This window comes from Paenibacillus sp. 79R4 (assembly GCF_013393165.1).
Taxonomy (GTDB): Bacteria; Bacillota; Bacilli; order Paenibacillales; family Paenibacillaceae; genus Fontibacillus.
The window spans coordinates 275,781-289,063 of the sequence record NZ_QJOT01000005.1; the positions used below are offsets into that span (position 1 = coordinate 275,781).

9 protein-coding genes are annotated in these 13,283 nt (G+C 50.1%); 1 reads left to right on the plus strand and 8 read right to left on the minus strand.

The window, feature by feature from the left end; genetic code table 11:
* Positions 1 to 11: 11 nt before the first annotated feature.
* The 7 genes from DMN77_RS09135 to DMN77_RS09165 form a co-directional block, all read right to left on the minus strand.
* On the minus strand, positions 12 to 974 hold the full coding sequence (locus tag DMN77_RS09135; RefSeq protein ID WP_229520966.1) for an ABC transporter permease: 963 nt from the start codon (positions 972 to 974) through the stop codon (positions 12 to 14).
* Positions 975 to 1,207: 233 nt separating this feature from the next.
* A complete protein-coding gene (locus tag DMN77_RS09140) occupies positions 1,208 to 2,833 on the minus strand; it encodes an extracellular solute-binding protein (RefSeq protein ID WP_082790010.1) in 1,626 nt (541 codons plus the stop codon).
* A 148-nt stretch (positions 2,834 to 2,981) separates the two neighbouring features.
* On the minus strand, positions 2,982 to 4,745 hold the full coding sequence (locus DMN77_RS09145) for a glycoside hydrolase family 36 protein (protein ID WP_068779755.1): 1,764 nt from the start codon (positions 4,743 to 4,745) through the stop codon (positions 2,982 to 2,984).
* A 470-nt stretch (positions 4,746 to 5,215) separates the two neighbouring features.
* On the minus strand, positions 5,216 to 5,878 hold the full coding sequence (locus DMN77_RS09150; RefSeq protein ID WP_068779754.1) for an SGNH/GDSL hydrolase family protein: 663 nt from the start codon (positions 5,876 to 5,878) through the stop codon (positions 5,216 to 5,218).
* A 26-nt stretch (positions 5,879 to 5,904) separates the two neighbouring features.
* Complete coding sequence (locus DMN77_RS09155) at positions 5,905 to 6,699, minus strand: alpha/beta hydrolase (protein WP_179014526.1); 795 nt, start codon at positions 6,697 to 6,699, stop codon at positions 5,905 to 5,907.
* Positions 6,700 to 6,758: 59 nt separating this feature from the next.
* The gene (locus tag DMN77_RS09160) at positions 6,759 to 9,920 is read right to left on the minus strand and encodes an alpha-mannosidase (RefSeq protein ID WP_179014527.1); all 3,162 of its coding nucleotides are present in this window, start codon (positions 9,918 to 9,920) and stop codon (positions 6,759 to 6,761) included.
* A 137-nt stretch (positions 9,921 to 10,057) separates the two neighbouring features.
* On the minus strand, positions 10,058 to 11,104 hold the full coding sequence (locus DMN77_RS09165) for a LacI family DNA-binding transcriptional regulator (RefSeq protein ID WP_068779751.1): 1,047 nt from the start codon (positions 11,102 to 11,104) through the stop codon (positions 10,058 to 10,060).
* 138 nt (positions 11,105 to 11,242) lie between these two features.
* Between DMN77_RS09165 and DMN77_RS09170 the strand changes: the two genes are divergently transcribed.
* Positions 11,243 to 11,377 carry a helix-turn-helix domain-containing protein gene (locus DMN77_RS09170; RefSeq protein WP_082790009.1) on the plus strand — a complete coding sequence of 45 codons (135 nt, stop codon included), beginning with the start codon at positions 11,243 to 11,245 and terminating at the stop codon, positions 11,375 to 11,377.
* A 146-nt stretch (positions 11,378 to 11,523) separates the two neighbouring features.
* On the opposite strand, the gene DMN77_RS09175 is transcribed toward DMN77_RS09170, so the two are convergent.
* Positions 11,524 to 12,504, minus strand: a complete 981-nt coding sequence (locus DMN77_RS09175) for an NAD-dependent epimerase/dehydratase family protein (protein ID WP_179014528.1) — start codon at positions 12,502 to 12,504, stop codon at positions 11,524 to 11,526.
* Between the last annotated feature and the right edge of the window lie 779 nt (positions 12,505 to 13,283).

Below are 13,283 nucleotides of genomic sequence, written 5' to 3' on the forward strand. Positions count from 1 at the left end.
CGGTCTCCTCTCTAGAAAATGCCCGAATCATTGATTCGTTTGGCAAAATGATTGGCTGTCAGCACCATCGCTAATCCGATAATCCCTTTGATCACATCTGCCGCAGCAGCCACGCTAATATTGAATTGCTCCACCCCAACGCGGTAAATATACGTATCCAAAATATCGCCAACCTGCAGAACCATAGGGTTGTACAGATTGATCACCTGATCAAGGCCCGCGCTCATTATGAAGCCGACCCGTAAAATAAACATGACTACGATCGTACCCGATATCCCCGGCAGCGTCATATAAATGATGCGCTGGAAGCGGGTGGCTCCATCCACAACAGCCGCTTCATTAACCTCCGGGTTCAGGCCGGCGATGGCTGCGATATATATTATCGCTGCCCATCCCATCTCCTTCATCGCGTCGGTCACCACCAAGATCGTGCGGAAGTAATGATGATCGGCAAGCAAATAAGCAGGACTTCCGCCCAGCAGCTCAACCACCTTATTAACAATCCCGGTTTCCGGAGACAGCAGTAGAGTAATAATTCCCCCGTATACGACCCAGGAGACGAATCTTGGCAGGTACACGGCCGTTTGCAGCGTCTTTTTGAACCATTTGATGCGAATTTCATTTAAGGCAAGGGCTAATAGAATTGGACAGATAAAGCCGCTTATCATCTTGTACAAATTAATGATCAGCGTATTCTTAAAGGCCGTCCAGAACATGTCAGACTCAAACAATGCATGAAAGTATTTTAGTCCTGCCCATTCACTACCACTGATTCCGCGAATAAAATTGTAATCCATAAAGGCTACGCTGATCCCGAAAACCGGGAGATAATCAAAAATGAATACCCACAAAAATCCCGGAAGTAAAAGAAGATACAACAGTTTATACTTCCAGATCCGATCCAGCGCTTTCTTCCATCCTGATTCAGGCACAGTTCCTACGATCATTTGCGCCGATTTCAACTCGCTCCCCATTCTTTTTATGCCTCCTTGTTCCATATACAACCGTTTCGAAAGGGCTTTCATAAATAATATATCTAATCCCTCCTGAACCGAAAACCGGACAGAAGCGAAGTATTACAGGGGAAAAGTCGAGTTTTAAGTTAGGAAGAAAAAAAGACGGGAAGAGGCTGCTCCATGGAGCGACCCCTTTCCCGTTCTTGATTGTACATTCAATCATTCATGAGTTCCCTTACCCTAAAAGGGGATTATTTGCCTTGTTTTTTCTTGAACGATGCTTCCAACTCGCTTAAAATTTGCGATCCGCCTTGGGACTTCCATTTTTCCACGAATTCATCAAATTTCTTAATATCCCCGCCCATGATAATCTGAGTAAATACAGAGTCGCGCATCGTATTAAGCTCTACCAGCTTGGCAATTTTGGTTGGAGAATCCAAGAAGTTGGAGGCATCTGTGATTTGATATTTATTCGTAATAGCTACATCAAGCGCCTGGGAATGCCGAAGCGGTAACGATTCTAGATATCGCGGCCAGCCTTTCAGCCCGGGAGCAAACAAATAGCTTTGGATACTGCGGAAATTACCGTCCTTGTCTTGCATCGTTTTAGGATCTACCAAATCCGTTACTACCGACATTTTACCGTTCTCAATCTTGTAGTCTTCGCCTTCGATTCCCCACACCGTAAGCATTTGATTTTCAGGCGACAAGGAATCCTCGATAATTTGCAATACCCGTGCAGGATCTTTCGTCTTGACGCTAATCGCCGTCATTTGATTGAATGGGGCACCTGCCGGAGCCACTGCCGTACCATCGGCTCCGACAAGGGAACCCGTCAACGTTAAATATTTGAAAGGCAAATTGGATTGGTCAGGCAAACTGCCATCCGATGCCAGCTCTCCGCTTTGCTTCAACAGGTTTGTCTCGATTTGTGTATCATAATCGTTAGCCGTAGACCACCAGCCCATCCAGGAGAACAGCTTGCCGCTATACAGCTTGGTCCGCAGCTGCTCTTCCTTGATCGTGGCGAATTCCTTATCAATAAGTCCTTCTGAATACATCTTTTGCAGGTAAAGAAGCGCCTCTCTCATTTTCGGATCGATATCATAATTGCTGAATTTGCCATCCGCTTCCGTGAAGAAGCCTGGCGTCACCCCAAATGCGCCAAAAATATGATCAAAGGAATTGTTGGCATATTTTTGTTGACCGACCTCTGCGTTATAACCTCCGAGGGGAATGACATCGGGATGCTCTGCCTTGATCTTCTTGAGCAGATTATAATAGTCATCAAGCGTCGTTGGCGCCGGCGTGCTGCCCAGAAGATCTGTACGCATTACCAAATCCCAACGGTAGCCGGCTCCCGGACCGCCCTGATAAGGGATTCCATACAGTTTACCGTTAACCATAGCCTGTTCGAACACATCCGCAGGCACTTCCTTAACAATGTTTGGTGTGTCTGTCTCATTGATCAGATCGGTCAGGTCGACAAAAGCGCCCTGCTGCGCATACTTTTGAAAGTCATCGGCGAAATCAATTCGAACCACATCGGGAATATCCCCGCTGGTCATCTTCAGATTCAGCTTCGTCTTGTACTGCTGGACATCCACCATTTCCGGAATAATCTCAATGTTCAGCTTTTTCTCAATCGCCTGCTTCACGACATCCTTGGAATAATCATACGGCTTCGATATATCCTGACCTTTCAACCAATTCAGCTTATAAGGCTGATCCGCAGCGTTCGTCTCCTTTCCTTCAGACGGTGAAGAAGACGGCGAGGCGGACGGTTCTCCGGAGCTGCCACATCCCGTTAATGCTACTGTACCTGCCAGAACAACAGCCAGCATACTACTAGTCAACCTGTTTCTTAGTTTTGCCATGTACGAAAAGACCTCCTCAATTTGTACTCTGTTTCCCCTTAAAAACGACCTGACCTAAAACTAAAAAGAAAGCGTTCACATGTCAAAATTAATAAAAAATACCTTCCCTGAAAACCGGGGAAAAGGACGATAATACCGGATAAAAGTCTTATTTGCCTGCTATAAGTGTAACAAGACCTGCGGGCGGAACAGAAATTTGCTGTACCCCTTCTATACCCAGGTTGTACTCCTGCATTACGCGCCCGGTAGTATCTTGTACCGTAACTGCTCTGGAACCAGCGTTGGCTGCCCACTCCACAATCATTCCATTTTCTCGCGTGCCATTAATCAGCACGACGGTCTTTGGCAGCTCGCGATTAAGGGGCACTACCGTCCGCTCATAAGCAGCGGCGATTAGGATATCTTTTGCTGCAGCGATGACTACAGGATACAGCAGCTCCGGATGATAAGGCTCAAGCGGTCCATCCAGCAAAACCTGCCGATGTTCCCTCCAGAAGCTCAGCCAAAACGCTGCCATATCTTGATGTCGTTCAGGGAGCTGATCCAATCTAACCGAAATTTGCGGCACGGCAAACAATGCATTGATGAGCTGAAGTGCTGCCGATTCTGCCGGTTCTTCCATGCTCCACATGATCGGATCAGCATGTGCAGCCGTATTGCCGCATAGAAGCCGAATATCCAAAGTGCGCACCCGATTCTCGATAGAATCATTGGGGCAATCCGAGGCTCGGAACATATTGCCGTACTTGCGCATATGCGGCCCAATATAAGATTGACGGAACTCAATCATCACCTTCGGTTTAATCCTGCGCAGACGCTGCATAATGTCGGTCATCAGCCGGTCCACTGCCTCCGATACCGACACATAATCGCGCCCGTTGCCGTACTCCGGCTTCCTTCCCCCTGGAGGTAGGAAGCTATCCATAAAATCCAGCTTGAAACCGTCCAGGTCCCATTCTATCAGCGCCTTTTCATAGATCAAGATTAAATATTCGCGTACCTCGGGATACCTTGGATCTACGATTCCCCAGCCTCGCTCTTCAATCGTATACAGCATTTTATCCTGAAATTGGTTCCAGGCCCGGCTATGCATGCCAACAAAAGGAACGGAATACCAGAGCAAATATTTCATTCCCAAGCGATGAACCCGCTCTACATGCTCTTTCATATTAGGTATTTTGTCCGGGCACACGTTCCAATCGCCGCAGTATGCATATCCGCGCAGATTGTCCGCTGTTTGCCACCCGTCGTCCACAATCACGGATTCACAACCCAGTTTCTTGGCCAGGCGGCATTGTTCCTCAATCTCTTCCGGCACCAGTTGCTGGTGATAGCTGTACCAGGTTGAGTACATCGGCTCGCGGGCAGAGTCCGGAACCGGGGCAGGAGTCAGACCAGGCAACCCGCTCCACCAGTTCTGAACTTCATTCAATGCCTCGTAATAAAATAAGTCCCGGCAATCCACCCTAAGCGTCGCCTCATAATGGCTTAGCGGTGCCACCGGCTCGTCAAACAGAGTCACCGCACAATGATACTCCGCGGTCTCCTCATGAACACCGGCCTTCATCACAATCGGGTTCAACGCATCCGAGAAAGCAAATGTCAGCTTGTTTCGGCCAGTTCCGCTAAAGAGACATACCACGGGAGAAGAGTTGGTCAGTCGGCTGGTATAACCAGCCCCCCAATCCGGCACAAATCCCCGGTTCCTTCCGCAGTTCGGATGCCAGACCCCTTGAATATCAGCTGCCGGATGCTCCCAAGTCAATTGGATGCACGGTGGTATGTCTGGGTTTTCCAGACTGATTCGAATATGAACCAGCTCTATTCCTGCTTCAGGAGTCTCCGTTGTAATCTCCCACTGAACGCCATCGCCTCCGTCAGTCCAATGAAAGTGGTGTTGCCTCATCGACATGTATAACCCTCCTGTACTCGCTTACATACTTTCAAAGATGTTGTTCAAAAAGTCCGCTTTCGATCAGAAAACCGATCAAGGTTATTCAGAATGCGCGACCATGATCCGAATGAAGGTTTTCTGGCAATATAGAATTTCATCAGCCTGGCTGATAAAGGATTAAAATCGATATCTAGCACGAAGTGAATCAAGAAGTAACTCGACATCGAATCCTTGAGTTCAGCCGGGTCTAAGCCAATGCTTACAAAAACATCTCAGGTGCTCACGTTGGTTTTGTCTACGCTCCGCCCCTTTCTTTCCTGGCTTCATCCGACCTTCTCGCTGCTGAAAACCGGCCTTTTTGAACACGCACTTGAAGCATACTGCCCCCTAAACATATCGCAATCCCATATAAGCGAAAACCGGGGAGAAGAATGATTTTACCGGGGGAAATCCTCATTCTATGTCGCACAAATAAAAAAAAGCCCCGCTTAATGCGAGGCTTTGCTCCAATCGAAGCCAATGACATTTAGAAAGGCTTTGGCCAATACCATATGACCGGCAGCATTCGGATGAACCCGATCCCATGCTATCGTCGCCGGGTAAATAGACTCAAGCACAGAGGCAAATGCTTGCTGGGTATCAACGAACAAGCAGCCGTAATCATCGGCAACGCGCTTCACGACAGATCCATACCGATCCATGTCTGCTCTCATCAGATCATGAGGGTTAGGCTCCAGATAATAGGGAGTCATAAGGATAAGTCCTTTCAAAGAGGGAAGCGTCGATTCTACCAAATTTCTAAGCGTCAGCTCATATTCCCCAAGATATACATGCCCCTCTGTGATGTGCGGAGTATCAAATTGTCTCCATACATCATTGATCCCAATCATAATAGACAGCCAATCTGGCTTCAAGTCCATTACGTCTGTTGTCCACCGCTGCTGCAAATCCCGAATCGTATTGCCGCTCGCGCCCATATTCGTGATACGAATACCCCGCTCAGGATATACCGACTGGATCAGAGCGTCTGCCATCATGACATACCCTTTTCCAATTCCTCCAAATAGACCTTCTCCATAAGGACGAGCCCTCTCACAATCTGTCACAGAGTCGCCAATCATGATCAGCTTCTCGTTATAGCCTACTAACATCGCTGTCTCTCCTTTCGTCAAATCTATTACAAAATTCCGATACGCCTCAACCAGCGTGCGCACAGATCAGGCCAAGTTCGGGCTTCCGGATGATCCTCTGCCAAACCTAAGCCATGTTTGCCGCTTTGATACAAATGTATCTCGAACGGCACTTTACAGCGACTTAGCGCCCGAGCGAACAGCAAAGTGTTTTCAACCGGAACTACTGGATCATCAGCAGTATGCCACAGGAAAGTCGGTGGCGTATCAGCCGTTACTCTAAGTTCATTTGACAAATATTCAAGCTCTCCGGCCGATGGATGTTCACCCAGCAGGTGAATGCGAGATCCCCCATGGCCAAATTCGCCCATGCTTATAACCGGATAACATAGCATTAAAAAGTCAGGACGGCAACTAAAATGTTCGATTGGATCGAGAGATGCAGGGTCACCTTCGTCATAGTGGGTTCCCGCAGTAGCGGCCAAATGGCCTCCTGCCGAGAACCCTATCAGCCCTAATCTGGCCGGATCGATTTGCCATGATTCAGCGTGCGCTCTGACATAGCGGATCGCCCGTTGAATATCCAGCAGTTGAGCCGGATGCTTATATGGCGCTACCCTGTATTCAAGCACAAAAGCAGTAATCCCTATTCCATTTAGCCATCTGGCTATAGGTTCACCTTCATGATGAGCTAATGATTCGTAGCCTCCTCCCGGGAGCACAATAACAGCCGATTGCAAATTCCCCTTATTCTCTGCGAGATAAGCGGTTATGGCAGGACGATCTTCTACTTGACTGCCGAACGCCAAAGGGGCCCCTTCCGGCCATAGTTCCATTTTCATATTTGAGTTCTCTCCCAAAATACAGTTTTGCTGCTTCAAGGCTCCAATTGCCTATCGTTCTACTTGCGGCCTTCTCCGGATAGGCCAGAGAATTTCACTAGAAAAGTATTAATCTCATAAGGCTTGAAGCTATGGCGGATCTCGAGACCGTTCACTGCTTCCGATAGAGGGCGTTCCATCAGATCGCACACCTGCCAGGAGTAAACCGGGTAATCGCTGGATAATGTGACCTCGCTACGTCCCCCCAGATATTCATGTAGTCGGACGATCAGACCGTCGCCTTGCTCTGACAGCTTCACCGCATCAATCGCGATGCCGTCGGCATCCGTTCGGATCAGCGACCTGCCGGCTCCGGCGGCATATCCTCCCTGTACCGCCTGCAGCAGGTTATTCAGCGACCATGCCTCCTCCACCGTTCTTCCGACAGCCCAATCTCCCAGATGCGGCAGCAAAGCGTAAGTGAAGAGATGCTCGCCTTGGTCTGCCTGCCAATCCGGCTCGGTGGCCGACTTAATCAATGACAGCCTCATCACATGATCCTTGATGTCGTACCCATATTTGCAATCATTGAGCAAGCTCACGCCATACCCTCGCTCCGACAAATCAGCCCATTGATGCCCCACACTTTCGAAACGCGCATAATCCCAGCTCGTATTCCAGTGGGTCGGCCGCTTCACATTGCCAAATTGAATGTCGTAAGTGGCTTCTGTCGATCTTACCGCAACCGGGAACGCAACCTTCAATAACTGCTGCCGTTCGTGCCAATCGACCAGCGTCTCAAAGTCGATCCGCCGACTTCCCGAGTACACCTTAACTTTCTGGGTAAGGGTTGAGTCCATATAATTCCATTTCAATTCCAGTACAGCGGCTAACGGTCCGCTCTCAATCAAGGACATGGACTGCAAATCCGTAATCTCCCGCATTTTCTCCTGATAGAACAGATCAATATCCCATGCCTCATACATTTTTGGCTTATCCTCGAACACCTGCAGTACATTGCCGCACTCTCCCGCAGCGAGGACTTCCCGCTCCGCTTCCCGATCGTAAATGCGGGTTAATTGCCCCGCCTCGTTCCACTCAAGAACATAAAATGGAGTGGTCAGCCGGGAAGCTTCCCAGTGGAATGGCACATCCTGCTGGATTGGTTCAGCCGGGCGGGCTTTAAGGATTGCAGTTCCCATCATAGGAAGATCAGGAACCTCGATCAGCCATTTGTCCCCCTGTCTTTGTGAACGCAGCACGCGCCCGCTTCCGTCTCTCCATTCCCTGTCTTGGCCCTCCGCATCCGTTAAAATGACAAGATCGCTGCGCTTATAGAAGGCACCATTAAACACTGTATATTCTATTTCATCTCTTCCGCTGTTTAAGGCCATTAGACCCTCTTTGGCCGATGCGGCGGCTTCCTCACCAATCCGAAGCGCTTCCGCATACTCCGCCCGGGAATCCTCATATACCTCGCGGATGGAAGAGCCAGGAATGATATCATGGAACTGATTGCGCAAAATGATTTTCCAGCCCTCATATAGCTGCTGAGCCGGATACCTGGAGAAATCCCCTGTCTCCGCAGCCAGTATCGCTTGCAGCCATTCGGATTCCCGATACAGCAGCTCCAGCTTCCGGTTCATCCGTTTGTTATAGGCCTGGCTCGTATATGTGCCTCTATGGAATTCCAGATACAGCTCTCCATCCCATGTGTGGACATACTCATCCGTGCTCTCAATCGTTGTCTGCAACCGTTCAAAATACGTATCAGCCCGCCCCGTCTTCACATTTGGAACCCCTGGAATCTCATCCAGTCTGCGGCGCATTTCCAGCATCTCACGGTTAACTCCGCCGCCGCCATCGCCATACCCGTAAGACAATAACAGCTCCCTGTTCAGATTCTTGTCCCTGTACTGGTCCCAGATGCCCTGCACGGAGAACGGCTCGATCAACCCGTTGTATGTATAATACCAAGCGCTGGACTCGGGCCCTTCCGGTGTCGTAATGAAATGGGCCAGCACCTCGGTACCGTCCATGCCTCTCCAACGGAACGTATCATGCGGCATACGATTGTATTGACTCCAACTGATTTTGGTCGTCATAAAGGTGTCGATGCCTGATTTGCGTAAAATCTGCGGCAGCGCCCAGCTGTAGCCAAAAACATCTGGCAGCCAGAGATATTTGCATTCCGCGCCGAATTCCTCGCGGAAGAACTTCGTACCGTACAGAATCTGACGAACCAGCGATTCTCCGCTCGTCAGGTTACAGTCCGCCTCCAGCCACATCGCCCCGCCAGCCTCCCAACGTCCTTCCTTGATACGATCGGCAATTTCGGCGTAAATCTCCGGGTAGTCCTGCTTGATATAGTCGTACAGCTGCGGCTGGGTCTGCAGGAAGATATACTCGGGATACTGCTTCATCAACCTCAGAACGGTGGAGAAGGAACGCGCCGCTTTCTCCCGCGTATGAGTCAGCCGCCACAGCCAGGCGACATCGATATGGGTATGGCCCACTGCCGTAACCGTAACCGGATGCTCTCGCTGCATCGCCGCCAGCTTCGTCTGCAGCAGGGCATTGCCCGCAGCGACGGAGGCATAGAAAGCCTCGCTGCCGGGCCGCGACCAATCCAGTTCTGCAAACGCACGATTCAGCGCCGTGATCAGCTCCTGCTTCTCCGGCTGGCTATCCGCCAGCTGCCTGCTGACGGCAAGTACAGCCCGACCGGTGAAGTATAGGTTATCCGCCGCTTCATCCAAGCAAGCCAGCTCTGCCAGCTTAATGCGATGCTCCTGTGGCGTTGGCTTCCCGCCGCCTTCAAGACCAGACCACAGACGAAAGGCAAAATCGAGCGTACTCCCCGCAGCATCTTCCTCGAGAAACACCTCCTGGTGATTGGAATCTACGCCCTGATACGGCTTCCCGTTCAGAAACAGCAGAGCTTCAAATCCGCTATTGTTGCCTCCGCCTGTCCGTCCAAAATCAAAGCGGCCTACAATACGCCGGCCTTTCCAGTCCGTCGGCACGTCCACCCGCTTGTACATCCACAAATAACGGTCTCGGCCGGTCCAGTGCTCCCCCAAACGGATAACGGATTGTCCGGCAGGCTGTGAAGGATATTTTCCATTGGCTCCCTCCTCATCCTCCTGTATCTTCCACTCCACCAACTGCATAGCTTCTCGGTAACGATAGGTCTCCAACTCCTTAATACGCGCTTCCAGCTTCTCTTCCGTCCAAAACATACACTTCTCCTCCTTTAGTTTATAACACGTGTTATATGCTATGAAATAAGCGGTTACCCACAAAGTGGGACCGCATTTTACACCTGGTGAAAAAAGAACTAGTGGGCATTCGACCTCTTCTTTACCAGCACTACCTGTTACGCGCTTTCACCCGGTCTCAGAATGGCCGGCAGCCATACCTTTTCCGGCAGCTCCCGCTCCAGCTCTATCTGTCCCAGTACACAGCGCACTGCTTCCTCCCCCATGCTCACATAGGGAATCTCTACGCAGCTTAGTGCAGGAAGGCTTAGACGATGGCCCTGAATCATATTGTCCGCAGCCATGATCTTCAGTTCTTCCCCGATGGGCAAACCCAGGCTGTGTGCCGCCCGGTAAAGATCGGGAACCGCATTGGACCAATTGACAAGCACAGGAGGCAGCGTTTCTCCGGCTCCCGCTTGGGCTACACCCTCCAGCCATTCCAACCAATTGACCTGGCCCTCCTTCTCTTCATGACGGGAGACCTTCGGACTCAGGTTATACTTGCGGCACCATTCCATATAAGCAGCTTTGCGCATCTTCTCCGCCCAGATTACCCGACCTGCAGGTGCTCCATAGACCTCTGCATATAACGGAGCCCCTTTCATATCAGGGTTGCGCTTCAACAGATAGTCCAGCGCCATCGTTACACTGCCTTTGTAATCAGCCAGCACCGAAGATACGCCGGATGTCTCCGCATAACCTTCAACCGATACGTAGGGTACACCTGCAGCTTGGACTTTCGCAGCCCATTCCTTGCTCCGATAGCTTGTGCTGTCCAGCGTAACGATTCCGTCGATCTTCCGCTGATGATAGAGATCCAGCAGCTCATTCCTCGCTTCTCCTGATTGTCTGTATCCTGGAGAACACAGCAGAATATGGTATCCCCTGGCCTCGGATTCCCGCTGCATGCCCTCCAACAGGCGGATGAACAGCGGATGCCGGGTGTCGCCAAAGGCTGCCAGCGTCATGCTGCGTCCCGTCTTCATGCTGCGCGCCTGGGCGTCCACATGATAGTCCAGCTCGCGGATTGCAGCCAGCACTTTCTCCCGTGTCTCCGCACTGACCCCGATCCCGGGCGTCGCATTCAACACCGCGGATACTACGCTGCGAGATACGCCGGCCAGCCGGGCCACATCGTGGCTGGTAATTCTTTTTCTTCCCATATTAGCACCTCGGCAAGAGTATAACACGTGTTATAAAAGATGTATAGACGTTTTTTATGATAGCCTTCCCTTCGTTAGCTTGCTCAAGTTAACTAGCTTTCGCTAAGCAAAAACGTCTCCCGTCCATACTATGCGCAAATGTTTGAAGCTACAAAACGAGTTATTAATAAATACGCTAAACGAAATGGAACCATTGATACAGATTGCAAACAACAGTTGGCAATTGCCTTTATCCTGGCAATTCGTCGTTTTGATCTTAGTCGTTACAGATAATACAAAGACAAGCCATGTGGAGTTTGCTTCACATGGCTTGTCTTTGTTTTTACATACTGTATTCCAAATTATTTTTAGAGAAATATTCGAGGGGGAAGTCCAGAGAACGAATAACCGGCGCTTGCCGGCGTTCGCCCTCCAAAGCACTATCGTCGAGTAGATGGTTCCTCATAGCTTTGCAAGCCCGCGTCGCGCAAAGTTCTTCCGACATAGCCCAACTCTCGACGTGCAGCGGCATCGTTGACTGTGAACTCACGCCCGATCATGCGTATCATCGAGCGTGAGATCGGCGGATCTCCGTCTTTCCGCGTGACGGCCCAGATCGTGTCGAGCAGCCGGCCAATGGCAGAGGCAAGCCAGTAGGGCATCGAACGCAGCTTATCGATGGACAGGCCCTGTAAGTTTGCGAGCGAGGTGACGAACTCACGGAAAGTCTGCCCTTCCTGGTCTTTGATGAAGAAGGCATGACCGCCTTCTCCGCGTTTGAGAGTGCATTGTATGGCTTCTACCACATTGTCCACGTGGCAGGTTGAAAAAGCGTAGTCACCGCGGTTGATGAAGGCGAACTGTCCAGATCTGACTGCTTCGGGAAGCCCTTGACTAAACGGATCACCAGGTCCCCAAATAGCCGGAGGGCGAAGCGCGATGGTGCGAAAGCCCGGTTTGTTAGCTGCCAGAACCATTGATTCGGCCCGTGCCTTGCTCGCCAGGTAGGCGGAGAAGTGGTTCGGGAAAATCGGCGTGCTTTCATCAACGTTGCAGATTGGCGTACCGCCATTATCCATGAGAATTCCCGCTGCGCTGATGTAGACGAATGTCTTCGCACCGGCGGACTCGGCTGCCTTCAACAAGGCTATGGTTCCATCAACGTTGGTGCGGAAGAAGGGTTCGCGAGATCCCGAAAAGCGGAACAGGGCGGCCGCGTGTACAACCGCATCAATCACCGGTAATATGAGTGGCGTGCTGCTTTCGAGATCGGCATCGACTGGCGTAGCACCCATGGACTTGAGTTTGGCGTGAGATGATATGGAGCGCGTAAGTGCGAAAATCTCGTGACCGTCCTCTATGAGCTTCGGGATTAGGCGACCACCTACCAGACCAGTACCTCCCGTGACAAGAATTTTCATTGTGTTCGTCCTTTCTGTTCAGGATTTAGGATGGACCGTATGGCACCCTCACGGATTTGCACCAGGATTTCTGAAGTGGATGACGTGGGTGGCACCGCTTTGCGTAGCCGAGCTGTGACGTATAGTAGAGATGCAGCATTTGCAGATGCCCACATGAGATCCGCAGCCACCTCCACCATCGGCCTGAGCAAGCCCTCACGCAATCCTTTGATCCGGTTATGGCGCTACGCGCCCGTTACAAGAAAATCGAATATACGATTCCGGTCTTGCCTTTAACTAGAATCATGATACAATAAAAGCTACCTTTCGGTATCTTTTATTGTACAACAAGCTGTTCCAGAATGAAATAGCGCCAAGCCATTTTAATTTCATGAGAGGTATTCGCCTCTTTGGAATAACTAAAACTTATAGGAGGATTTGAGAATGACTGAAAAGTAGATTTTAAAGGTAATGGACTGATCTCGCCTTATTTTCCGCCGAATTAAAGAGTTGTTACATAATGAATAGGTAGTGTGCGCCAGGACAAGGAAGTAATTATATATTTGTTTAAAACGGATCTAAAATTCTCATTTGTTACTCGGGATAGGCGCATTCAAATGCTTCTCAAATCAAATCTTGAGAAGAAAGACTGCATGGTCGATCAAGCGTATGATGATAAATCATCATTTCTTAAAACACGACAGTTCGACTATAGTCCCGTTACATTGGTCGCAGACAACTCCTTATCAGGATGAGATCACTCTTTATTCTAAGATCAAGAAAATGAAATTCAAAAAAGA